The 23,801-nt window shown below is 73.5% G+C and carries 15 protein-coding genes; 6 read left to right on the forward strand and 9 right to left on the reverse strand.

Features of this window, described 5'->3' with window-relative positions:
* Positions 1–346: 346 nt before the first annotated feature.
* Positions 347–1,216: a purine-nucleoside phosphorylase gene (locus JJJ15_RS06005; protein WP_200511781.1), complete on the reverse strand. Its 870-nt coding sequence runs from the start codon at positions 1,214–1,216 to the stop codon at positions 347–349.
* 479 nt (positions 1,217–1,695) lie between these two features.
* On the opposite strand from JJJ15_RS06005, the gene JJJ15_RS06010 reads away from it, so the two are divergent.
* Positions 1,696–2,061, forward strand: a complete 366-nt coding sequence (locus tag JJJ15_RS06010; RefSeq protein WP_106109893.1) for a hypothetical protein — start codon at positions 1,696–1,698, stop codon at positions 2,059–2,061.
* A gap of 264 nt (positions 2,062–2,325) precedes the next feature.
* Here the strand turns inward: JJJ15_RS06010 and JJJ15_RS06015 are convergent, their stop codons facing one another.
* Positions 2,326–2,877: a hypothetical protein gene (locus tag JJJ15_RS06015; protein WP_200511782.1), complete on the reverse strand. Its 552-nt coding sequence runs from the start codon at positions 2,875–2,877 to the stop codon at positions 2,326–2,328.
* Positions 2,878–3,071: 194 nt separating this feature from the next.
* Between JJJ15_RS06015 and JJJ15_RS06020 the strand changes: the two genes are divergently transcribed.
* The 3 genes from JJJ15_RS06020 (at position 3,072) to JJJ15_RS06030 (ending at position 6,762) form a co-directional block, all read left to right on the forward strand.
* Positions 3,072–3,824 carry an FHA domain-containing protein gene (locus tag JJJ15_RS06020; RefSeq protein ID WP_200511783.1) on the forward strand — a complete coding sequence of 251 codons (753 nt, stop codon included), beginning with the start codon at positions 3,072–3,074 and terminating at the stop codon, positions 3,822–3,824.
* A gap of 248 nt (positions 3,825–4,072) precedes the next feature.
* Entirely contained in the window at positions 4,073–5,311 is a 1,239-nt protein-coding gene (locus tag JJJ15_RS06025; RefSeq protein WP_246742187.1) for an FHA domain-containing protein, read from the forward strand.
* Entirely contained in the window at positions 5,308–6,762 is a 1,455-nt protein-coding gene (locus tag JJJ15_RS06030; protein ID WP_106109895.1) for a serine/threonine-protein kinase, read from the forward strand. Before JJJ15_RS06025 ends, JJJ15_RS06030 begins: the two co-directional genes overlap by 4 nt.
* Here JJJ15_RS06030 and JJJ15_RS13435 read toward each other — a convergent pair.
* The 7 genes from JJJ15_RS13435 to JJJ15_RS06065 all read right to left on the reverse strand — a co-directional run bounded on the left by JJJ15_RS13435 (position 6,727) and on the right by JJJ15_RS06065 (position 21,237).
* The gene (locus tag JJJ15_RS13435; RefSeq protein ID WP_200511784.1) at positions 6,727–8,622 is read right to left on the reverse strand and encodes an RDD family protein; all 1,896 of its coding nucleotides are present in this window, start codon (positions 8,620–8,622) and stop codon (positions 6,727–6,729) included. The two genes, JJJ15_RS06030 and JJJ15_RS13435, sit on opposite strands and share 36 nt — an antisense overlap.
* A 14-nt stretch (positions 8,623–8,636) precedes the next feature.
* On the reverse strand, positions 8,637–10,901 hold the full coding sequence (locus tag JJJ15_RS13440; RefSeq protein ID WP_200511785.1) for a transglutaminase-like domain-containing protein: 2,265 nt from the start codon (positions 10,899–10,901) through the stop codon (positions 8,637–8,639).
* Positions 10,898–12,157 (reverse strand): DUF58 domain-containing protein, encoded by a 1,260-nt coding sequence (locus tag JJJ15_RS06045; RefSeq protein ID WP_246742188.1) that lies wholly within the window; start codon positions 12,155–12,157, stop codon positions 10,898–10,900. Before JJJ15_RS06045 ends, JJJ15_RS13440 begins: the two co-directional genes overlap by 4 nt.
* A gap of 81 nt (positions 12,158–12,238) precedes the next feature.
* Positions 12,239–13,201: a MoxR family ATPase gene (locus JJJ15_RS06050; protein WP_106109649.1), complete on the reverse strand. Its 963-nt coding sequence runs from the start codon at positions 13,199–13,201 to the stop codon at positions 12,239–12,241.
* 82 nt (positions 13,202–13,283) lie between these two features.
* Positions 13,284–19,295, reverse strand: coding sequence for an Ig-like domain-containing protein (locus JJJ15_RS06055; protein ID WP_200511786.1), 6,012 nt, complete (start codon positions 19,293–19,295; stop codon positions 13,284–13,286).
* Positions 19,292–19,747 (reverse strand): adenylyltransferase/cytidyltransferase family protein, encoded by a 456-nt coding sequence (locus JJJ15_RS06060; RefSeq protein WP_106109900.1) that lies wholly within the window; start codon positions 19,745–19,747, stop codon positions 19,292–19,294. The genes JJJ15_RS06055 and JJJ15_RS06060 overlap by 4 nt, the downstream gene beginning before the upstream one ends.
* The gene (locus JJJ15_RS06065) at positions 19,747–21,237 is read right to left on the reverse strand and encodes a sugar transferase (protein WP_281433036.1); all 1,491 of its coding nucleotides are present in this window, start codon (positions 21,235–21,237) and stop codon (positions 19,747–19,749) included. Before JJJ15_RS06065 ends, JJJ15_RS06060 begins: the two co-directional genes overlap by 1 nt.
* Positions 21,238–21,704: 467 nt before the next feature.
* On the opposite strand from JJJ15_RS06065, the gene JJJ15_RS06070 reads away from it, so the two are divergent.
* Both JJJ15_RS06070 and JJJ15_RS06075 read left to right on the forward strand, forming a co-directional pair.
* Entirely contained in the window at positions 21,705–23,060 is a 1,356-nt protein-coding gene (locus JJJ15_RS06070; RefSeq protein WP_246742189.1) for an oligosaccharide flippase family protein, read from the forward strand.
* Positions 23,057–23,776, forward strand: a complete 720-nt coding sequence (locus JJJ15_RS06075; protein ID WP_106109902.1) for a CDP-alcohol phosphatidyltransferase family protein — start codon at positions 23,057–23,059, stop codon at positions 23,774–23,776. The genes JJJ15_RS06070 and JJJ15_RS06075 overlap by 4 nt, the downstream gene beginning before the upstream one ends.
* Positions 23,777–23,801 lie beyond the last annotated feature (25 nt).

The raw sequence follows: 23,801 nt of genomic DNA on the forward strand, positions 1-23,801 counted from the left end.
AGAGAGCCGGTACAGAAACTCGTGAGATCTGCAAGAACTAGTGCGACCTGCGGACCGCACCACGTGGGCGATCCGTGGATGGCCGGATGATCCGTAGGCGTTGGTGGCGTCCGCCTCATGGGTGCCCGCCCCGCACCAGGAGGCACGAGGCAGGCGACCACCGGAAGGTCACTTACGAGGAGCTCATGAGCGGCTGGCGCACACAGGCCCGGCGCTATCGCCGCCCGTTCTCATGAGCAATAAGTACCGTTCTCGCGACGAACAAGTACCGTTCTCACGACGAACAAGTACCGTTCTCACGGCGAATAAGTACCGTTCTCACGACGAATAAGTACCGTTCTCGCGGTTAGCGCAGGGCGGTCAGGACCGTCTCGATCGCGGCGCGGACAACCCGCGGCGCGCTCCACTGCCCACCCCGTCGGGAGCCCCGCACCTGGGCCAGCGCCCGGGCCGGCTCCTGGGCCCTGGTTGCCCGCCGTCCTGCGGACCGGGCGTCACGTCGTCCCGTCTCCGCGGGTCCGGCCAGGGAGTCGATGCAGGCCAGGCCCACGACCCTCACACCCCGTGAGGCCAGCGCCATCGCCTCGGCCACGCTGTCCATGACGACGGCGTCCGCGCCCAGGGCCGCCAGGATCGAGGCCTCCGTGCGCGTAGGACGCACCGGGCCCGGGACGAGGGCGAGCACCCCGCGGCCCAGGACGCCGTCGAGCGCCGCGACCCGCTCGGTGAGCTCCTCGTCCCAGGCGGCCTCCACGGGCTCGGGAGCAGGGAAGAGCGGGGCGCCCAGGAGGCTCATGTGGTCCGAGACGACCAGGACGTCGCCCACCGCCGCCTGCCCGAGGGAGGCCGCCCGGGCGACCAGCACGGCGGCACGCAGCCCCGACCCGGCGGCAGTACGAGCCATTGCGGTCACGCGCCGGGCGGGGCGCCCCTCGTAGAGGCTGGTCCGGCCCCGCGCCACCAGGACGCCCAGGCCCCAGCGGTCGTAGGACAGCAGGGCGTCCTCCTGCCCGGGCGAGACGGGCGCGGAGACCCCGGGCAGGAAGGACAGGCGCACGCTGGCGTCGGGGGCGCCCCAGGCGGCGTCGAGCTCGGTGAGGAGGCCGGGGTCGGCGACCACCAGGAGGTCGTGCCGGGGGCGGCCGGTAGCCACCAGGATCGAGGCCGCCGCAGGGTCCTCCTCCCAGGTTCCTGGTGCAGGGGGCTGCTGGGCCACGGCTCCTCCTTCGTCTGCCGGCGTCTGTGACCGAGGGTACCGGCCCGGGCAGAACCCTTCCAGTGCCGCGAAAACCCGGTTTCCTACGTAGAGGGGCCCGTCTCGACGGCGACGGGGTGGTGGGGCCGTCGGGGCCTGGAGGCGTCGTGGAACTGTTCCACGTGAAACTCAATCGGCAGGACTCGCACGTACAGGGCCTGGGGGCGCCGAGCTGCGCCGGGGCAGGCGGAAGAGCGGCAGGACTCGCGCGCAGCGGGTGGACGGTGAGGCCGGGGCCCGTGACAGCGCGCCTGCGGCAGGACTCGCGCACGGTGGGCCTAGACTATTCGCCTCCCGTCACCAGGCCCGTAGCCAATCCGCTCGGCGCTGGCAGCGGGTGGGCATATGAGACCGTCGGCGCGCGTGGTGAAACCCAAGCCCCCTGGCGCCGGTGGCAGGGGGGCGCAGCCACGCACCGGGAGTCGCGTAGGATGCGCCCCATGGCTGAGAAGACCTTTATTATCGCTGCGCCCGTGGACCAGGCCCGTTCCCTCGTCGGCTCCGTCTTCACCCAGGGCGGGTGGACGGTCGAGCTCTCCCCCACCGGAGGCCTCGTCCTGACCCGCGGCAAGAAGGGGCTGACCATCGCCTTCGGCGCCTTTATGGGCAGCAGCTTCTACCTGGTCCAGAGCGTGGAGTTCGGCACCGGCCCCCAGGGGACCGCCGCGACCTACCGCTCCTCCTCCACGTCCGCCCTGATCGGCGGCGCCCTGGGCGTACGCAAGTCCAATAAGACCCACGCCGAGTACGTGGAGAAGCTCACCCAGGCCCTCCAGGCAGCAGGCGTGCTCGTCGGCGTCCAGTAGGGCCGCCAGCCCCTTCGGCCCTCAACCGCTGGCCCCCTCGGCGGCCAGCTCCCCCGGCCCGCGGCCCCCGGCGCTCGGCCCGCGGCCGCCAACCCCTGGCCCGCAGCCGCCAGCGAGGGCCCGACCAACGACGTCCTCAAGGAACAGCTGGCCCCCTCAGCTCTTGGCCGCCAGCCCCCGCAACCGCCAGCCCCTGCGGCTCCCCCGGCCCGCGGCCGCAGCTTCCTCGGCGGCCAGCTCCCCCGACGCTCGGCCCGCGGCCCCTCAGCCCTCGGCAGGCACCACCCGGGCGGCCAGCCCCACAATGACGGTGAGGTAGGGGCGTATGGCCTTGGCCGAGGCCCCCCACAACCGCATGACCAGGTCGACCGGCACCGTGGGCAGACCCGCCAGGCGGAGCACCACGACCCCCTGGACCGCCTCCTCGGGATCGGTCGCGAACCCGCAGAACCCCGCCATGGTGGGGCCGGGCCGCTGGCGCTCGGGCACGGCACCGGGGACGAACCTCTCCACCAGGGCCTTCTGGGTGGCGTGGCGCCCCGCCTTGGTGCCGTCGTCACCGGCCCGCACCAGACTGAGATCCACCACAAAGGGGGTGCCGGAGGCGTCGTCGATGTGGAGCAGGCGGGCCAGGCTCTCGCGCCGCTCCACCACCAGCAGGTCGGCCAGGAGGGCCTCGAGCTCCGCCCGCCAGCGGGGCCCCGTGACGCCCAGGGCGATACTGCGGCGCCGCGCCTCGTCACGGATCCAGCCGGGCGGGGGGAAGGCGGGGACAATGACCCACTGGGAGGGGTCGGGGTTCACGGCGATCTTCATGCGCACTGGCTCCTCGGGACGGGTTGCTCCCACCATCCTCCCACCACTCCGGCACCCGCCGCCGGGGCCGCCGCCCAGAGGGCGCCGGCGCGCGGCCCGAGAGACGCCGGCGCGCGGCCCGGCCACCACCCACCCGGGTCCCGCGAGCGCCCGCGAACGCACCCACCGGCCCGCCCCTTGGCTATCGTGACCCTGTGACCACCAACGAGCACGCCTCCGCCCCCCTCCCCGTCACCTCGGCACGGCGAGTGCTCATGAGTATGACCAACGTCACCATTATGGTGCTTATCGCTGTAACAGCCTACGTGGTCTGCGACGTCCGGGCCCCGGGGGCCGTCGCCCTGGTCGTCCTGGCGACCTACCTGGTGGACACGGTCGTCCTGGCCGCCACCGGGGCAACGCCGGGCCTGCTGGTCTTCTCCGCGCGGCTGCGGCGCGCCACGTCCCCCTACGCCCCCCCGGGGTGGGCCGGGGCACACCGCAACCTCCTGGTCCTAATCTCGGCGCTGGCGACCGCCGGCGTCGGCCCCCTGGTTATCTACCTTACGGCCCTGGTCCGGCACGAGAAACGCAACTGGTTCGACCGGCTGTCGGGCACGGTCCTGCTGCGCAGCAGCCCCACCACCCACGGCACGGCCAGCATCCTGTGCGACGGCGACCTCATCGCCGTCTTCGGGCCCACCGTCGTGGGCCGCCAGCCCGCTCCCCCCTCCCGCGTCCCCCACGCCCGCCTGGTGGCGGTGACCACCCCCGACCCCTCGATCTCCAAGACCCACGTCTTGATCCTGCCCGACCCGGCCGGCGTTATGCTCACGGACCTGGACTCCACCAACGGCACCCACGTGGAGACCGAGACCGGGACGCACCGCCTGCGCCCGGGCCGCACCGAGCTGGTCCGCCGGGGCTACCGCTTCTACCTGGGGGACACCATCTGCACTGTGCAGTGAGCCACGTCGGACTGCCCGGGGACGCCGTCGGGCCCCGCCGGGCAGGAGGCCGGGGAAACCGCGTCATGCCGGGCACACCCGCACCTGGCGCCACCCGCGCCCCACCCGCGTGCGCCGCGCCACGTCCACCGTCGCCGGCCGGGCCCGTGGTACCCCGACCATGTCACCACCGGTTCATCTGTGAGAGAATCAGGCGCAGCGAGGTGGCACGACACCACACCCCCAACACCCCTCTCAAAGGAGATCCCATGGCCATCGATGAGATCACAATGTCCTCAGCTCGGTGGTCCGAGGGCACCTGGTCCGCCGCCATCACCCCCCGGGGGGTGATGTTCCTGCCCGACCGCGTCCCCTCCGAGCTGGTCGAGCGGATCTGGGAGTGCCTGCGCTCCCCGGAGGGCTCCCTGACCACCGTCCTGGACGAGTTCGTCATGGGCATGGGCGGGCGCCTGGGCGGGATCCCGGAGTTCGTGCTGGTCATGCCGGTCTCCTCCCAGGAGATCCGGATCGCGGTACGCGGGCGCGTGGTCCTGGAGGTCAACGGCACCCCGGTGCGCGCCCAGGAGGTCGCCACCTGGTTCGAGACGGCCGCCCCCGCCAGCAGCCACATCGTCCTGTCCCCGCCGTCGCAGGCCGACGACACCCCGGTGCTGCGCCCCGCCGCTGACGCCGTCGTGCCCGCGGGCAGGGTCGTCATCGGCGAGGGGCCCTCCCGCCCCGCCCCGGTGCCCGCGCCCCGCCACGAGACCGCCTCCACCCCCGAGGTGTCCGCGCCCTTCGACCTCGAGGAGCCTACCACCTACCCGGTGGTCCCCTTCCACGGCGACGAGTCCTCCCCGACGGCGGAGATCACGGCCATTGACGACGAGTACCTGGCGAGCCTGGAGGGTGAGGACGAGGACGAGGAGCGTCCCGGGGACCACGACGGGCGGACCGTGGCCGAGCTGCCCGAGGACCTGGTCGCCGAGCTGCTCCCGGCGGTCTCGGCCTCCTCCCCGGCCCGTCACGCCGAGACCGCGCCCGAGCAGCGCGTCCTGTCCTCGGTCTGCGCCAACGGGCACGCCAACCCGACCAGCTACACCACCTGCCGCCAGTGCGGCCTGCCGCTCAACACGCCTGCCCGCTACCGTCCGCGCCCCTCCCTGGGGTGGGCGGTCTCCTCCTCCGGGCAGCGCGTGGAGCTGGTGCGCCCGGTCCTCATCGGGCGCCTGCCCTCCCCGGAGAACGTCACGACCATGACCGGCCTGACCGCCCAGCCCCTGACCGTGGACAGCCCCGAGCTGCTCATCTCACGCAACCACCTGCTCCTGGACGTGGACGAGTGGAGCGTGCTCGCCCAGGACCTGTCCCACTCCAACGGCACGATCCTGCACCGTGAGGGCTCCTCCCCCCTGCGCCTGTCGGCCGGCCAGTCCGTGGTGCTGCGCAGCAACGACCTGCTGGACCTCGGTGACGGGCAGACCGTCCGGCTCCAGGACCTGCCGTGACGCAGGGGCGTCAGGGGGAACCCAACACGCCACCGACCATCCCCGGATTCACCTACCTGCGCTTCCTGGGCAGGGGCGGGTACTCCACCGTCTACCTCTACGAGCAGCACATGCCGCGGCGCGAGGTCGCGGTCAAGGTCATGAACTCGGACATGGGCGACGACGTCGCCGCACGCTTCGAGTCCGAGGCCAACCTCATGGCCAAGGTCTCCACCCACCCGGCGATCCTGTCGGTCTACGGGGCGGGGGTCTCCGACGAGGGCAGCCCCTTCATCGTCATGGAGTACTGCCCCCCGCCCTCCCTGGGGACGATCCTCCAGCGCGAGCCCCTGGGGGTGTCCCAGGCGCTGAGCACCGCGGTCCAGATCGCCGGGGCCGTGGAGACCGCCCACCGCGCCGGGATCATCCACCGCGACATCAAGCCGGCGAACATCCTGTTCACCCACTACCGCCGCCCGGTGCTCTCCGACTTCGGGATCTCGGCCATGAGCGGGCCCAAGCAGGACGGGGAGCTGCGGGGCATGAGCGTGCCCTGGGCGCCCCCCGAGCAGCTCGTGGGCACCGACGAGGCCCGTCCCCTGTCCGACATCTACTCCCTGGGCGCCACCACCTACGCGATGCTCAGCGGGCGCAGCCCCTTCGACCCCGACGGCACCTGCAAGGACGTCTACTCCCTGTCACGCCGGATCATTACCGACCCGGTGCCCCGCCTGCCCCGCAAGGACGCCCCGCCGTCCCTGTACAACGTCCTGGCCACGGCCATGGAGAAGCGCCCCGAGAACCGCTACCCCACCGCCCTGGCCTTCGCCCGCGCCCTCCAGCAGGTCGAGAGCGAGCTGGGGCTGCCGTGCACCACCGTGGACCTCCTCCAGGAGCCCGGGGAGAGCCTGGGGCGCCCCGTCGCGGCCGAGGGCGAGGCCACCCGGCTGGGGGTGTTCAGCAAGGTCCCCGACGCCGTCGTGCTGCCTGAGGCCAAGGACGCCACCGAGCAGCAGGCCACCCAGGAGCCGGACCGGCAGGCGCCGGGACGCTCCCCCCTGCTGCGCCGCGCCCTGGTCCTGGTGCTGACCACGGTGGTGGCCGCGGGGGCGGTGCTGGGCACCATCCTGCTGTCCCGGCAGACCGACGGGCCCCGGCCCCACGCCACCTTCGCCACCATCGCCCCGGGCAAGGAGAAGTCCCTGGAGGAGCTGCCGCCGCCGCGCAACCTCACCGGGGTCCTCACCGAGGACGGGAAGGTGACCTTTACCTGGGAGCCGCCCACACAGGACTGGGCCGACCAGTACCTCTACCAGGAGGGCAGCAGCCCGGGCGCGTCGGCGACGACCAGCTCCACCTCCAGGACCACGGTGACCGTGTCCGCGCGCACCGGACGCACCTGCCTGCAGGTCTCCAGCCTGCGCAAGGGGCGTACCTCAAGCCCGACGACGGCCTGCGTCGAGACGCCCTGAGCGGGAGTCGGAGCGGATCCTGTAGCCCGCTATCCCGAAGTACACCGTGGCCCCCAGGGGGGCGGGCACGGCGTCGCCCGCCACCAGGCGGGTGGTCCGCCCCTCGCTCTTGACCCGGGTGCCGTTGGTGGAGTGCAGGTCGGTGACCCACAGGCCGTCCACCATGGGGACCAGGGCCGCGTGGGTCTTGGAGATGGAGCGCCCGGAGTCGGTGACCCGGATCTTACGGGCCTCGGGGTAGGGGGAGATATTGTCCGGGTCCCGTCCCAGCACGGCGGGCTCCGTCAGGTGGATGGGCTCCCCGCCGTCCAGGGGGATCAGCCTGACCCGCGGGCGGGAGGCCGCACGCCCTGAGCGGGTGGCGGCCGGGGCCGAGGGGGCCAGGACGGGGGTGGAGACCTTCGGGGCGTCCGGCGGCAGCGCCACCTCCTCGCGGCGCGCACTGGCACGGGCCCGGCGGCTGCCCGGGGCCGGGTCGTGGGCGGTGGGGGCGCTGGTGGCGCTCTGGGGGGTCATGGGGATGGCCCGGGTGGTGGGGCTCTGGGGGGTGCTGGCGTGGGCGGCCCTCCTGGTAGGGGGGGCGCTGAGTATCTCGGCGCTAATGGGGCGCATGCCCACCCGGGTCTCCTCCCCGGGCCTGGTACCGGCGGGCCTGGGCGCGCCCGCGGCGCCCTGGGCGGCAGCGCGGGCAGCGGCCCGGGCGGCCGCCCTCGTTCCCGGGGCAGGGGTAGCAGCAGTGCCTGGACCAGTTCTCATACCCTCAGTACCACTCGACAGTATCGTGGTACCCACGGCGGACGCACGGACCTGGGGGTCCGACCCGGGCTCGGCACCGACGGGCACCCGGGTGGGTGCCGAGGCGGGACTCGGGGCATGACCGTGAGTACCTGAAGCGGAAGGCATCATACCATAAGCACCATTGAGAGCGCTGGCACCGGGGGGGGACGGCGCGGAGCCAGCACCGGCCTCGGGCAGGTCCCCGTACGCGCCCGCCCCGGCTGGGCGAGGCGGCGCAGGTGCCTCCCCGGCCGGGGCGTTCTGGCCGGGGAGCCCGACGGCGTCCGGCCCCTCCTGGTCCTCCTGCGGTTCCGAGGGCCCCGTCTCCTGGCCCTCCCGCTCCTCGCCCTCCCGGGACCCGCCGGCCGCCTGGGCCCGGAGCTCAGCGGCCTCCTGCTGGGACAGGACGGCGTGGGAGTCCTCCGTGGCCTCGTCCAGGACCATGGGGACGCTGGCCCAGGGGACCGAGTCGATAATCGCCTGGCTGGCCTCGGGGCTGTCCAGGGGCACCTGGGCCACGTCCAGGGTGTTACGGCCCTGGCCGCTGAAGGAGAAGGCGTCCGTGGGGAAGACGTCGTCCCCGCCCTGCGCCTGCGCGCCCTCGGGGTCCGCGGCAGGCTCCGCCCCGGCTGTGGCGTCCACCACCTTGATCCCGGAGAAGTGGTCGTGCCAGGCCCGCCCCTGGGGGTCGGAGGAGGCTGAGCGCATGAGGGCGACCGCCCCCAGCCCCAGGGTGGGGACCACGGAGACCAGGGTGAGGTCGGCGTGCAGGAACACCCCCAGGGCCGAGGGCCGCCCGGTACGCGCGTCCACCAGGCGTATCCGGGCCACCCCCGCGCCCGGGGTCCAGCCCGTGAGGGCGAGCACCAGCTGACGCAGCAGGCCCAGGCCCAGGCCCGCACCGACCGTCCCCACCAGGACAGGCCGCCCGACCGCCATGAGACCCAGGGCCGTCCCCCCCACCAGGACGGCGGCCAGGACGGTGTCCAGGACGGCGGCCAGCACACGGGAGCGCACGGAGGCAGGACGGAGCACCGCGGGGGCGCCGGGACGACGTCGCGAGTGGCGAGTGCCGGATGACATGGGCAAGAGCCTCCCTAGTGGGGACGCCGCGGCCGGTGGGGCCGTGACGCAGGGCGTAGCAGCGAGCGGACGGAGAAGCGCGCGAGGAGACGACGTCCTCGAGAATACCCCGCGCCCATGGCGGCGATCACGGCGTCCGCCGAGTCCCACAGGGCGGCACGCACCTTGGCAGAGGGCTCCCCCCCGGCGAAGACCTGGGCGTCCACGGCCCGGGCCAGGCGCGACAGGTCGGCGGAGGGGAAGCGCCCGCCCAGCCGGGCTGCCGTCTCCCGCCGGGTCGCCCCGGGCACGACGGCCACCGCCAGGTCGCGGGCGCGGTCCAGGATCTCGTCCCAGGCCCCGGTGACGGCGTCCAGGCCCGGTGACCGCCGCCGTCGCAGCCGACGCCGGGACTTCAGGAGCGCAATGAGCACCAGGACCAGCACCACCGCCCCCAGGGCGCCCCCCGCGACCAGGAGGGACACCGGCAGGGAGCGGGGCGGGGCCTGGTCGTCCTGGTGCGGGTCGTCCTGGTAGGCCGGGGGGAGCTCAGCCGGGTCCTGACGGGGCAGCGGGGGCTGAAGCACCTGCGGCTCGGGGTTGGAGACCTTCTGGGCGCTCTGCTGCTGGGGGATCTGGTCGCGGTCAGGGGTGACGTCAAAGGGGACCCACCCCCGTCCCTCGAAGGGGATCTCCACCCAGGCGGCCACGTCCTCGCCGGTGACGACCCCGGTATTGCCGTCGGTCTCGGAGCGGAAGCCCAGGGCCACGCGCGCGGGGATACCCAGCGAGCGGCACATGAGCATCATGAGCACCGAGTACTGCTCGTCGTCGCCCACCATTGTCTGGGCGCGCACCATGGAGGCCAGGCGCGCGGCCCCGTGCCCCGGCTCCGAGGGCGTCCTGGTGCCGTCGGAGTAGTAGGAGGCGCGCAGCGCCTGCTGGAGGGCGCGGACCTGGTCCAGGGGGGCGGACTGCGACCCCACGATCTGGGCCGCCCGGGCGGCCACGGAGGCGGGGACCCCCGAGACCGGCCCCAGGGCGACCTGCGCCACGCTCAGGGAGCGCAGCGTGGTGTCGCTGGGGACCGAGACCACCGCCGCCTGCTGGTCCAGGACGTCGCCCTCCTCCAGGCCGGCGGTGACCACCGCCGTGGCCGAGGCCGGGTCGTTGTACAGGTTCTCACCCAGCGCCGTGGCCCGGTCCCCCCGCATCTGCATGGTCACCGTGTCCGCCACCATGGGGACCCAGGGGTAGGAGTAGCCGGTCACCGTCAGGGTCACCGGGCCCGCCCCGTCGGCCTCGGCCTGCGACAGGCGGGTGGTGGTACCCACGTGCTGGAAGCGCGCCTCCCCGGTGGTGCGCTCCCCGATACTGGCCCGCACGCCGTCGTAGGAGTCCAGGGTGGCCAGGCGGATCCGGGCCTCAGCGGGCAGGCCGGAGGCGGTCAGCAGGGACTCGTGGGACAGGTCGGTCTCCAGGGTCCGCACCAGGGACAGGGGCGTGGCGTACTGGGTCAGGTCCAGGGGCGGCTCCAGGTGGTCACGCAGCACCACCCGCGCCCCGGGCGGGGTGGGGGCCACCACGACGGCCAGCGCGACACCGGCCGCCACGAGGGCCACCGCCTGAGTACCGCTGCGCCAGCTGGCCCGGCGCAGCCCGGAGTCCTCCTCCCCCATGGCCGCGGCCACCCGGTCCTGGCGACCGCGCAGGGAGGCCACCGCCCACAGCACCAGGACCAGGGCCACCAGGCCCGGGCCCAGCACGGTGGGGGCCACCACGGTGCGCCCGCCCCAGGTAATGGCCACCACCGGCACCAGCAGGGCCGCCAGCCCCCCGAGACGCTCACGCCCGGCCAGCACCAGGCGGGTGGACAGCGTGCCCACGGCCAGGCCCGTCACCCAGGGCAGGACCGTCATGGCCCTGAAGGCGCTCAGGGGCAGGGGCAGGGTCAGGGCGTCACGCCACACCGTGACCAGGCTGGACCACACCGTCAGCACCGCCTGCCAGCCCGAGCCGACGTCGGGCAGGACCCAGGGGGCCACCGCCATGTGCACCACCGCCGCCAGGGCCAGGGTGGTCAGCGCCGTCAGCCGCGTCCGGGCGCAGACCACACCCAGGACAAGGCCCAGGGCACCGGCCCCGGCGGCGGCCAGCGCGCCCGCCGCCACGTCGAACAGGGGCAGGAAGGCCGCCGACCCCAGGACCAGGATCCCCAGGAGCAGGACCACCTCACCGACCGCCACGGCCCCGGTGGGCGGGGTGGGGGGCACCCGCCCCCACAGACGCACGACCCTCATACCAGCCTCCTCATGGCCCGGGGCAGGTCCTCGAGCCGGTCCAGGTCCAGCACGTCCATGGCGCCCACCCGACGGCGCCTGAACGGCTCCTGCCCGCAGCGCACCGCCAGGGCCATCATGGACACCGGGACCACCCCGCGCAGCCGGGCCAGGTCGCCCACGGGCAGGCACTGGCCGGTGACCAGGACCAGCACCGAGGCGTCAGGGTGGTCGGCGCAGGCCCGGCGGGCCAGGGACACGTCATCGCGCGCGGCCTCCAGGACCAGGGAGCAGGAGGCGTCCAGCAGACGCAGGGGCGTGGTGGTGGGCAGGGACGCCCCGGGGGTGAGCAGGCGGACCTGCCTGCCCTGGAGCATGGCGTCCAGGGCCAGGGAGCAGGCCACGCTCACCGCCGTCTCGAAGTGCTCCGGGTCGTCGTAGTCCTCCTCCGCCGTGGACAGGACCACCATGAGGCTGGAGCGGCGGGTCTCCTCGAACTGGCGGACCATGAGGCGCCCGACGCGGGCGGTGGTGCGCCAGTGCACATTGCGTCGGTCGTCCCCGGGCACGTAGTCGCGCAGGGCGTGGAAGGACACGTCCGAGCTGGACAGGTCCTGGGTGACCGCGCCCTCGACGTCCCGCAGCACGCCCTGGAGGACCGCCCCCATGAGGACCGTGCGCGGGTGGACGTGGATCCTCTGGGCGCGGGTGCGCTCGCGCTCGCGGCGCAGCAGGCCGACGGGGTCGCGGGCCACGCACAGCACCGGTCCCACGGTGACCACGCCCCGGTGGTCGGTGGGCAGCACGAAGCCCCGCTCGAAGCTGGCCCGCGGGGCCAGGGTGGGGACCGCGAACACGGCGGTGCCCCCGCCGATGGGCAGCTCCATGCGGGTGGGCAGCAGGGAGCGGGTCAGGGGGTTGGTGACCTCCACGTGCACCAGGGCGTGGTCCCCGACCGTCACCTTGCTGTTCAGCGGGGAGTGGCTGACCTGGTGCCCGCCGGAGGGCAGCAGCCACAGCCAGGCGGTGCACACCACGACGGCGAGGACCACCGCCGCGCTCCAGGCCTCCTGCCAGCCCAGGACCCAGCCGGCCGCCACGCAGGCCGCCAGCAGCACCCCGGCGGCGACGCCGGTGGGGGTGACCACCCGCCACGGCGCCGTGAGCACCGAGGCGGCCCGGGCGTGCGGGAGGAGGCGAGCGAGGCGGCCCAGGGGGCGCAGGACGGGTGCGGCGAGGCGGCCCAGGGGGCGCAGGGCCCGGACGAGCCCGCGCACGGGGGCCAGGAGCCGACGACGGCCAGCTGACTGGGACCGGGAGGGTCGCGGGGAGGAAGGGACCGGGGCGGGAGACACGTCTTACCTGTGGGTGGGTGCGGGTACGGTGGTCAGGGCGTGGTCGATGACCTGCTCGGGACTGGCCCCGGCGAACTCCGCGTCAGGATCCATCACCACACGGTGCGCCCACACACTACGAGCCAGATCCTTGACGTCATCAGGCACCACGTACGCCCGACCCTGGGCAGCCGCCCACACCCGCGCCACCCGCACCATCGCGATCGCCCCACGAGTCGACACCCCCAACCTCACCGAGGCATCCCCCCGCGTCGCCTCCACCAGAGCCCCCACATAGTCCAGCACCGAGTCCTCCACATGGTTACCCGCCGCCAGATCCGCCATCGAGGCCACCGCCGAGGACGCGATCACCGCCCCCAGCGACCGAGACCGGTCCGGACGAGCCGACCCCGCCAGCACCCGACGCAGAGCCACCCGGTCCGGGTACCCCACCGACGTCTTGACCAGGAACCGGTCCAACTGAGCCTCAGGCAGACGATACGTCCCCGCCTGCTCAATCGGGTTCTGCGTCGCGATCACCATGAACGGACGACCCGCCGCATGAGCCACCCCGTCCACCGTCACCTGCGACTCCTCCATCACCTCCAACAGGGCCGACTGCGTCTTCGGACTCGCCCGGTTGATCTCGTCCGCCAGCACCACCGACGCGAACACCGGACCCGCGTGGAACTCCCACTCCCCACTCCCCTGATCAAACACCGTCACCCCCGTGATATCACTAGGCAGCAGATCCGGCGTGAACTGGATCCGCGAGTGCGTCCCCTGCACCGTCGCCGCCACCGCCCGAGCCAGAGCCGTCTTCCCCGTCCCCGGCGCGTCCTCCAGCAACAAGTGCCCCTCAGCCAGCATCGTCACCAGAGCCAACCTCACCACCTCCTCCTTACCCAACAGAGCCAGACCCACATTACCCACCATCCGCGCAAACGTCTCCGCAAACCAAGCCGCATTCTCCTGAGTCATAGCCATAGGGCAATGATCCTATACACGGCACGGTGCCACAGTGTGAGACCGAGCGTGCCAGGTCTCAATATGGTCACTGCCCGGGGGCCTACTTCTGGGTGCAGGTCACCTCGGCGTCGCGTGTGTTGGCACGGTGGGGGAAGACCTGGTGGGCCTCCCCGTTGGGATCCAGGCTGACGGCCCCGTGGTAGGTGAAGAAGCCGTTCTGCCCCCTCTCCCGGTAGGGGTAGGAGCACTCCACGACGCTGCTGGGCCTCATGCCGCGGATGTCCACGACGATCTTCCAGCAGCTGTCCTGGGAGAACCCGCTCTCCTTGAGGTCCTGGGCGCTGCACTTAGCGTCGGGGGAGTCCGGTGAGATGGCAAAGGTGCGCTTCTCCCCCGGGCTGGGCGGGTTCGGGGCCACCGAGCCCCGAATGAAGCAGCCCCAGTCGGAGGTCCCGGCGTCGCTGGTAGCGCGCACGCACCAGGTGAAGGCGGAGCCGGAGCTGTAGGGGAAGGTCTTGGTCTCGCCCACGGTCAGGGGGGTGCCGTCGGTGGCGGAGCCCGAGTGGGACCACTGGTAGGTGTTGGCCCTGCCCCCGGTGGCCCCCGGGGTCCAGGTGCACGACCACTGGCTGCCGCTGACCGTGCAGGAGGCGGTGGGGCTGGACGGTGGCCCGTAGGGGGTGACCGAGGCGGCCTGGACCGGCTCGGAGTACAGGGTGCTGCCGTCGCTGGTGGTGCCCGAGGCCCGGGCCCGCAGGATCACCGGGGCGCCGTCGGTCAGGCCGTCGAAGGTGGTGCCGGACTGCCAGGTGGAGCCGTCCAGGGAGTACTGGATACTCAACTCGCCCTGGCTCCAGCCGTTGCCCGCCCGGGGGTAGGCCGGGGTGGCCACGCTGACCTGGCCGTTGACCCCGGTGGCCTGCGCGACCGGGGCGCTGGGGGCCAGCGGGGCGGTCTGCAGGACGTAGCTGGTGGGGTCGGAGGTGGCCGACCCGGCGCGGTTGGTGGCGGTCACGGTGAAGGTGTAGGAGCCCGGGTCCAGGGGGATGCTGAGCCTGGTGGCCCCGCCCGCGCTGGGTGAGGTGGTGGTGGCCCCGGTGACGTTGACGGTGTAGGTCACGGGCGCGCCGTTGGCGGGGGCGGCCCCCCAGCTGACGGTCACCCCCTCGGAGGAGGGGGTCACGGTGGGCGCGGAGGGCTTGCCCGGGGCCCCGTAGGGGGCGGCCGGGGCGGAGGGCGCGGAGTAGGCCGAGGGGGTGCCGGCGCTGGGCACGGCCCGCACCGACATGGTGTAGGTGGTGCCCACGCTCACCTCGGGGGCCTGGACCTCCACGGAGGTGCCCGAGACGGTCTTGGTCACCGTGCTGCCCCCGCCCCTGGGCTGGAGGCGCACCTCGTAGGTGATGGTCACGCCCTCAATGTCGGGCACCGCGTTCCACCGGGCGCTCAGGGCGCCCTCGCCGCCGGTCAGCTGGACGCCGGTGGGCACCTGGGGGGTGACCGACAGGACCACCGGGGTGGAGGTGGCCGACGCCGGGGAGTCCCCGGCGGAGTTGTGGGCCACCACGTAGAAGGAGTAGGTGCCGCCCACCGGCAGGCCGGTGGCCACGCAGGGCGGGGCGGTGCACGACCACTGCCCGGCACCACCGGCCTCCGTGACGGTGTAGCCGGTGATGGGCGCGCCGTGGTCCGGTCCCGGGGTCCAGGTCACGGTCATGCCGGTGGCCCCCCGGGGGGTGGCGCGCACACCGGTGGGGGCCCCGGGGGCGGAGACCACCGTGACCGTCACGGAGCCGGTCACCGAGCGCGACTCCAGGCCCGAGGCGTCCATGACCCGGTACTGCACGAGCACCCGGCCGTAGAAGCCAGCCTCGGGGGAGATGGTGATGACGGTCCCGGAGGTGGTCACCGCGGCCCGGCCCGCGGTGACCACCGGGGTGCTGGGCAGGGTGATGGGCTTGTCGGGGAAGGGGTTGGTGACCAGGGTGGCCACGTCCACGCTCACCGGGGACCCGTCGGAGGTGCGGGTCGCCGGGACCGTGGTCATCATGGGGCGGGTGGAGGCGGCCACCTTGACCGGGACACTGGCCGCCACGGGGTCGTTGACGCCGTCGCTGAGCGTGACCGGCACGGAGAGGCTGGTGCCCGGCTGGGCGTCGAGGGTGGCCGAGACGCTCAGGGTGGAGTCGGACAGGGTGGCGCTCAGGCCCGCGGGCACGGTCCCCAGGGAGAAGGTCAGGGCGTCGCCGTCCGTGTCGCGGGCCATGGCGCCCAGGCTGACGCCCACCGGCGGCTCACCGGGGGCCACCGTGACCTCGGTGGGGGTGAAGGTCGGGGGCGTGTTGGTGGTGGAGGTCACCAGGACGGGCAGGGTCACGGTGGCCGCCAGGGCGTCCGACCCGGTGCCGTCGCGCACCTCGAAGGTCACCGAGGTCTGCCCGGCGAAGCCCTTCTGGGGCGTCAGGCGCAGGGTGCCCGGCCCCTGCAGGGTGGCCGACTCCACGCCGGTGCCCCCGTGGATGGTGCTCTCGTCGGTAATGACCGGGCTGGTGCCGGCACGGGTCTGGATGTGGGCGGACAGGGGGATGTCGGTGCTGGTGTCCGCCGGGACGCTCACCGGGACGGTGCTGGCGTCCACGCGCGGGCGCAGCTCGCGCAGCGCAGGGACCACCACGACGGCGTGGCCGGTCAGCCCGTCGGCGTCGGTGACGGTGTACAGGACCGTACGCGGCTCCTGGGACACCGACAGGCGCAGGCTCTTGTCCACCACCTGCACGTCGGGCTCCTCGGTGCTCAGCGTCAGGCTCCAGGGGGACCCGTCCTTGTCCCGGTCGTTGTCCAGGACGGGGACGGTGACCTGGCCGGAGGCGTCCACCTGGTCCACGGTGACGTAGTCGTCCACCCCCACCGGGTGGGCCCGGGGGGCGTCGGAGCTGACCTGGAGGGTGACGGTGCCCACGGCGGTGCCCCCGCGGGAGTCGGAGACCGTGTAGCGCAGGGAGTAGACGCCCTCGGAGGAGGGCAGGGTCACCAGGACCTGGTTGGCCCTGGAGGAGACCTCCAGGGCGGGGTCCTCCGCCACGGGGGCGCCCTGGAGGGACAGGCGGTCGCCGTCGGCGTCCAGGTCGTTGGCCAGGACGTCCACGGCCACGGTCCGCCCCGGCTGGGCCACCACCAGGTCGTCCACGGCCACCGGCGGGGTGTTGACGGCCGAGGAGCTGGCCACGCCCACCCGCACCGTGCCCGTGGCCTGGGCCCCCAGGCGGTCCTCCACCACGTAGGTGAAGGTGTCGGTGCCGCTGGCGCCGCTGGAGGGCGTGTAGGTCAGCCAGGTGGAGCTGACGGTGACGGTGCCCATAGTGGGGGCCTGGCCCAGGCCCACCAGGCTCACGGAGTCCCCGTCGGCGTCAATGCCCTCCAGGGGCACGGTGACGTTGACCGGGGATCCCCCCACGGTGCGCGCCTCCAGGCCCCGGGGCACGGGGGCGGAGTTGTTGGCGTCGTCGCGCGCCCACACGTCCACGGTCAGGGTGCCCGAGGCGGTCTGCTGGCTGGTGTCCAGGGCCGAGTAGGTCAGGGTGGTGCGCCCGGGGACCTGGCCAGCCTTGAAGCGCACGGTGTTCTCGCTGACCCAGGCCGTCCCCAGGGGCTGGTCGAGGAACTCCAGGTCGGGGGCCACTGACAGGCTCAGCCCGGAGGGGGAGGAGTCGTTGGCCAGCACCGAGACCGTCACCACGTCCCCGGCGCGCACCACGGCGGTGTCGTTGCCCACCACCGGGACCTGGAGCTCGGTGGTGGCCACCGGGACCACCGAGACGGTGCCGGTGGCCGAGGCGGTGCCGTTGGACACCACGTAGCGGATCTCCGTGCCCTCGGGGACGGGGCCCGCGGCGGAGACCTGGAGCAGGGAGTGGTCCACCAAGGTCACGCTCACGCCGACGTCCTGGGGGGCCTGGACGGACTGGAGCACCAGGATGCCGCCAGCGGGGTCGAAGTCGTTGCTCAGGGGGGCGACGGTGGTGCTCCCGCCGTCGCGCAGCAGCACCGTGTCCTGCTCCACCTGGGGCGGGACGGAGGGGGCGGAGGGGGCTACCACGTCAATACGCACAATGCCCTTGGCGGTGCCCGAGCCGGCGGCCACGTCGTAGGTCAGGTAGAGGGTCTGGGGGCTGTCGGCGGTCAGGGAGAAGACCCCGGCCTGCTGGTCCACGGTGACCGTGACCCCCACCGGCGGGTCGCTGACGGCGGCCAGGCGCAGGGGGTCGCCCGTGGGCGAGACGTCGTTGTCCAGGGGCGCCACCACGGCGGTGGTCCCGGCCACCACCCGCACGTGGTCGGCGTTGGCCTGGGGCAGGGCCGACTCGGCGCCGACCACCTTGACCTTGACGGTGCCGGTGGCCGACTCCCGCCCGTCGGAGACCGTCACGCTCAGCTCGTGCTCCCCCACGCCGGCGCCGGTGTCGCGCACCACCACGGTGCCCTCGTTGGAGGTCATGACGTCCATCCCCTGGCCCTGGGCCGAGGACAGGTAGACGCTGTCGCCGTCGGGGTCGCGCCAGTAGCCCAGGACGCCCAGGGAGCCCGAGGCGCCCTCCACGATCGTCAGGGAGGGCACGGAGGTCTCCGTGGGCGCCTCGTTGCGGGCCCACTCGTGGATCTCCACCTCGGCGACGGCGGAGTCGCTCAGGCCGCGCCCGTCGTCGGCGGTGTAGGGCACGGTCACGCTGCCGGTGGCGTCTGCGGGCACGTCCAGGCGCAGGGCCAGGCCGCCCTGGGCCTGGGTGACGGTGGCCGAGCTGCCCGCGTCACCGGGCACGGCGGTGAGCACGTCGCCGTCGGGGTCGGAGTCGTTGGCCAGGACCGGCAGGACCGTGGAGCGTCCCGGGCGCGCCCCGAAGTGGTCGTCCACGGCGACCGGGGGGTGGTTCTCCTCGGTGCGCTCGGGCTGGGACTGGTTCTCCGAGGCGTCGGCGGAGTCGTCCTGCTGGTCGGCGTCCCGGTCGTTCTGGGCGGTGGTCTCGGTCCAGTCGTCCAGGAGGACGAGGTCCTCGTCGGGCAGCCACACCCGGCCCGCCGCAATGTCGTTGAGCACGATGGCGTCGCGGTTGACCCGGAACACGGGGCTGGTGGAGGCCGCCAGGGTGTCGTCGTGCCGGATCTCGGGGGTGGTGCCGCAGCCGCGCAGGAACTGCCCCGAGCCGGACCAGGCGGCGTAGACGCAGTCCTTGAGGCGTACCGGTGCGGCGGGCACGCCGGGGGCCTCGGCGTCCTTGCCCCCGTTGGTACTGGCCTGCCGGGTGGGGGCCGAGCCGTCCAGGGGCACGGTGTACAGGGCGGTGCGGGAGGCCACCAGGACCGAGCCGGCGGCCGGCCCGGGCTGCTGGAGGACCAGCCCGCCCTCCCCCAGGTCGGTGGTGCCTCCCCCGGGCAGGTGGAGGACCCCGGTGGTGCGCTCCAGGACGACGGCGTCGGTGCCCACGGCGGTGACGGCCACCTCCCCGCCCTGGGGCAGGGTCATGGAGGTGGTCCGCGGCTCGCCCCAGCCGGTGCCCGAGACGGGGACGGTGGTCAGGGTGCCCGCGGAGACCGAGACCGCGTGCAGGGAGCCGTCCGTACCCGCGGCCGCCACCAGGCCCGGCTGGCCCTCCACCAGCGGCCGGGCGGAGGTCAGGGAGGACAGGGCGCTGACGGTGGTGCCCCGCACGGTGCCCTCGGTGCGGTCCACGCCCAGGACCCGGTTGGCCCCCTGGAGCACGGTGACGTCCTGGGAGACGCTGGTGGAGCCGGAGAGCTCGACCAGGGAGGGGTCCACCAGGGACACGCTGCCCTGCCCCTGGTCGGGCACGAGCACGTCGGTGCCGTCCTGGGTGACGTCGAAGGACGCCGAGGCGGTGCGGATGGAGCCGTCCACCTGGCGGGAGGGGTAGTTGAGGCGGGCCACCAGGTGGGAGGAGGTGCTGGTCACCCACACCCCGCCGTCGTTGAGATCCAGGTCGGCCTGGGGGACGCCGTCGTGGAGCCAGGCCGCACCGGCCAGGACCAGGGCCGTGAGAGCAGCGGTCGCGGCGGACAGACGCCGACGACGTGTGGCGCGCGCGACTGTTGTGCTCATAGCTGGGTAGGACCTCCGGGACGAGGGCTGGTGCGCGACGAGATCTGCTGGGACAGGGCCCGGCGCAGCATGGTTGAGGACGTGGTGGGAGTATAGGGGAGGTAGACCACCCGGGCCCCCACCTCGGCCATCTGGGCCTCCAGGCGCTCGCCCTTGGGGGTGTCCTTCCAGTCGGTGCCCTTGAAGAGCAGGTCGAAGGGGTGGGCCCGCCAGGCCAGGCGCTTGTCCTGGTCGTGGTCGGGGACCACCTCGTCAACCACCCGCAGGGCCGCCACCAGCGCCATGCGCTCGACCAGGGGGACGACGGGAGGGGCCCCCTTCATGCGCACCAGGGACTCGTCGGTGGCCACCCCCACCACCAGGTGGTCGCAGTGCCGGGAGGCGGTGGTCAGGATATTGAGGTGGCCCACGTGGAGCATGTCGAAGCCGCCGGGGACGTAGCCTACCTGCATCAGTAGGCCCCCCGGCCGCCCAGGACGGCCTGGACGGTGCGCGCCAGGATCCTCACGTCCATGCCCCCGCCCTGGTTCTCCACGTAGTGGCGGTCCAGGGCCACGGTGGACTCCCAGGACAGGTCCGAGCGCCCCGAGACCTGCCACAGGCCGGTCAGGCCGGGCTTGACCAGGAGGCGCCGGCGGGCCTCGGTCTCGTAGGCGGCGACCTCCTCGGGCAGGGCCGGACGGGGCCCCACCAGGCTCATCTCACCGGTGACCACGTTGATCAGCTGGGGCAGCTCGTCAATGGACAGACGCCGGATCCAGTGCCCCACGCGGGTGATGCGGGGGTCGGCGCGGTCCTTGAAGAGGACCTCGTTGCCGGCGTCGCCCCCCACGCTGACCAGGGCGGCCCGGCGCGCGTCGGCGTCCACGTACATGGAGCGCAGCTTCCACAGGGTGAAGGGCTCGCCCCCGCGTCCGACACGCACCTGGCGGTAGAAGGCCGGGCCCGGGGAGTCCAGGCGCACGGCCAGGGCGGCCAGGCCGATGACCGGGGCGGCCAGGACGGTCAGGAGCGTGCCGGCGACCCGGTCGAACACGGCCTTGCCCAGGGCGCGGGTGCGCCGGGTGCGCACCGCGACCACCCCGGTCCAGCCGTGGGTGACGGGCACGCTCTCCATGCGCTCGGGCTCGACGTCCTGCAGGCCCGGGGCCACCAGGAGGCGTACCGGGGTGCCCTCCAGGCCGCGCATAATGTTGAGCAGGTCACCGGGGGTGACGCTGCCCACCGTCATGACGACGTCAATGCGCTCGTCGGCCACCAGGGAGGCCACGTGCTGGGCGCTGCGCACCGGGTCGGCGGGGCGGTCGTAGGAGTCGCCCACCCCGGAGGACAGGTAGCCCACCACCAGCAGGCCGTCCCCGGGGAAGCGGCGCAGCTGGTACATCATGGGCTCCGCCCCCGGGCCCATGACCACCAGGGTGCGGCGCAGGGCGTGCCCCTCCAGACGACGCCGGTAGAGCCAGGACCCCTCCAGGACGCGCCCGGCGAGCACCAGGAGGGCCTGGAGCGCCAGCAGGAGCAGGCAGGCCCGGCGGGGGGCCCCGAGCGTCTGCGCCGCCAGGAGGGACACCGGGCAGGTCAGGAGGGCGCACAGGGCCAGGCGCCCGGAGGGCACGCGCCCGTGGTCCACCGCCCCCGGCCCCAGCCCGCCCATGGACCACACCAGGACGACCTGGCCCCCGCCCGCCACGCCGACGGCCAGCGCCGTGTCCGCCCGGCCCAGGAGCAGGAGCGCCCACACGGGGACCAGGACGGCGGCCAGGTCGCCCAGGACGATCCACAGGCGCAGGTCGGCGCGCACCTGCGGCCAGGGCGCGGGGACGTTGAGGTGCGGGTGGGGCCTGGAGGAGGGCGCACGGCGCACGAGGGTGTCACCGCTGGGCTCGCCGGAGGGAAGCTGGCTGGGCTGAGCGGGAGGGAGGACGAGCGGCTTAAGGGACAAGGCAACTCCAGGGGGCACTGCGCGCCCATGGAGGCGCGCCTGAGCGGCATCGACATCATGAGGCCCTATGAGCATAGCGCCCGAAACCGATATATGGCCTGCACGTGAGTGGGCTCACTGTGCGTCTACTGTGAGGTCGCAGGTAGGCGGCGGGGTGCACCGGTGTCACGGCGTGTCGGGTCGGGTGCGTCAGGACGTCACGGGGACGGTTGGCACCCGTCCGGGAGGGCGGGTGACGGAACGGTAGAATAATATCCTGCCCGGTTCGCCGGGGCACCCGGGGCGCGTCGGCGCTCCCTGCCGCAGCCGCCCCTTTCCGCGGCGCCGCGCCCCGGACGCGCCCCCCACCTGCACGCTTGCCGCCCCGACGCCGGGGCGCCACCGGACGACGGACCGTCCCGGATGCTACGGTGGCGCCCACCCGCCCCACCCAGGCGGCAGGCAGGGGACCTACGAGGAGCAGCCGGATGCCACGAGCCAGTACGACCACCGGGGCGTGGGGCTCAGTGGGCCGCACCGCCCTGGCCAAGGTCCTGGTCATGGGGGTCACGGGGGCGTTCGGCCTGGTCAACACCCGTCTCATTATTAGCCACTTCGGCACCGACGCCTACGCGCAGTACGGGCTGCTGGCCACCTTCCCCACCCTCATGCCCTTCACCGACCTGGGGATCGGCGCCGTCATCCTCAACGCCGTGGCCGGCTCGGCCGACCCCGCCCACGACTCCACGGTGCGCCGCACCGTCACCACGGCCATCCGGGTCCTGCTGGCCTCGGCACTGGTCATCTGCACCGTCGGCGTGGTCATCGGCCTGCTGGGGCTGTGGCCGGCCCTGCTGGGGGCCAAGCTCATGGACGGGGGCGGGACCACGGCCACGCTCTGCCTGGTCATCTACGGCCTGGCCCTGCCCCTGTCCATCGGCCAGCGCATTGTCATCGGCCTGGGGCGCTCAGCCACCCAGGTCATTAGCCAGGGCATTGTCTCCCCGGCCATGAGCTGCCTGCTGCTGGCGGTCATCGCGGCCCGCCTCCAGGCCGGCAACGCGGTGTCGGTGCTGTCCTACCTGGCCAACACCCTGGTCTCGGTCGTCTGCGTGGTCATGGCCTGGTACACCACCCGCCCGCTGCTGCGCCAGGCGGTGCGTGACGTCCCCCGCCTGCGCAGCGCGCGCGGGGTGCGCATCCGGGGCACCGCCGGCCCCCAGCTGGTCCAGTCCCTGGTCATCCCCATCGCCTTCCAGACCGACCGCCTGCTCCTGTCCCACCTGGGGGCCTCGGACGCGCTGGCGCAGTACAACCTGGCCTCCACCCTGTTCAACCTGCTCACCCAGACCGTCATGGTGGCCGGGGTGGCCATGTGGCCGCTGTTCGCCCGGGCGCGGGCCCGCGGCAGGGTGGAGAGCCCCCTGGGCCCGGCCCTCTTCTTCGGCGCCGGGGGGCTGGTCTCCGGCCTGGGACTGGCCGCGCTCACCCCCTGGGCGGCGTCGGTCATCTCCGACGGCCGCATCCACCTGCCCGTGACCCTTATCGCCGCCTACCTGGTCTACGTGGTCATTGAGGCCGCCAAGCAGCCCCTGGGCATGTACATGACCGACCCGCGGGGCCTGAGGTTCCAGGTGGTGCCGGTCCTGGTGCTGGTGCCGGTGAACTTCGCCCTGTCGTGGTGGCTCACCGCGCCCCTGGGCGCCGCCGGGCCCATCCTGGGCTCGGCGGTCTCGGTGCTGGCCTGCCAGCTCGTCCCCTACACCTGGTGGGTGCGCCGTGACGTGGCCCGACGCCGGGCCCTCGACCACCCGTCCCCAAGCCATCTCGAGGAGAGTCTGTGACGACGACCGTTTCCGAGAACATCCGGGCACTGTCCCGGGCCCAGAAGTCCAGGGCGGGAGCGCCCCTGTACTCCCGGGTCGTCAACCGCCCCGTCGGCCGCGTGCTGGCCGCCGTCGCCCACCGCCTGGGGGCCAGCCCGGACCAGGTCACCGTGCTGTCGGCCCTGTGCACCTACACCGGTATCGCCCTGATCGCCCTGGTGCGGCCCACGCCGGTGGGCGCCGTGGCCACCGCGCTCCTCCTCATGCTCGGCTACGCCCTGGACGCCGCCGACGGCCAGCTGGCCCGGCTGCGCGGCGGCGGCTCGAAGGCCGGGGAGTGGCTGGACCACGTGGCCGACGTCATTAAGCTCTCCACCATCCACGGCGCTATCGCTATCTCCCTGTTCCGCTTCACCGACCTGCCCCCGGCCGCCCTCCTGGTCCCCCTGGCCTTCGGGGCGGTGCAGAACATCCACTTCTTCAGCTACATCCTCACCTACCAGCTGCGCTACCAGGGCGGCACCCCCCTGGCCAGGGACGAGTCCCGCCCCGGGATCCTCAAGTCGGTCCTGTCGGTCCCCACTGACTACGGGCTCATGTGCCTGGTGCTCATGACCCGCTTCGCGCCCACCGTCTTCCTGTGGGTCTACGGGCTCATGCTCGTGGGCTACGCGGGCTACGTGGTCCTGGCCCTGCCCAAGTGGTACCGCGACCTGCGCCGCGACGCCCGCTGACCCCCGCCCCGCAGGGACCCGCCCT

Source organism: Actinomyces sp. HMT897 (assembly GCF_016626125.1).
In the GTDB taxonomy this organism is placed as follows: Bacteria; Actinomycetota; Actinomycetes; order Actinomycetales; family Actinomycetaceae; genus Actinomyces.

Bases quoted from the DNA above. Each gene is read 5' to 3' on its own strand.
- JJJ15_RS06015 (WP_200511782.1), bottom strand. From the start codon at position 2,877: ATGAAGATCGCCGTGAACCCCGACCCCTCCCAGTGGGTCATTGTCCCC.
- JJJ15_RS06025 (WP_246742187.1), top strand. From the start codon at position 4,073: ATGGCCATCGATGAGATCACAATGTCCTCAGCTCGGTGGTCCGAGGGC.
- JJJ15_RS06010 (WP_106109893.1), top strand. From the start codon at position 1,696: ATGGCTGAGAAGACCTTTATTATCGCTGCGCCCGTGGACCAGGCCCGT.
- JJJ15_RS06050 (WP_106109649.1), bottom strand. From the start codon at position 13,201: ATGGCTATGACTCAGGAGAATGCGGCTTGGTTTGCGGAGACGTTTGCG.
- JJJ15_RS13435 (WP_200511784.1), bottom strand. From the start codon at position 8,622: ATGTCATCCGGCACTCGCCACTCGCGACGTCGTCCCGGCGCCCCCGCG.
- JJJ15_RS06060 (WP_106109900.1), bottom strand. From the start codon at position 19,747: ATGCAGGTAGGCTACGTCCCCGGCGGCTTCGACATGCTCCACGTGGGC.
- JJJ15_RS06055 (WP_200511786.1), bottom strand. From the start codon at position 19,295: ATGAGCACAACAGTCGCGCGCGCCACACGTCGTCGGCGTCTGTCCGCC.
- JJJ15_RS06070 (WP_246742189.1), top strand. From the start codon at position 21,705: ATGCCACGAGCCAGTACGACCACCGGGGCGTGGGGCTCAGTGGGCCGC.
- JJJ15_RS13440 (WP_200511785.1), bottom strand. From the start codon at position 10,901: ATGAGGGTCGTGCGTCTGTGGGGGCGGGTGCCCCCCACCCCGCCCACC.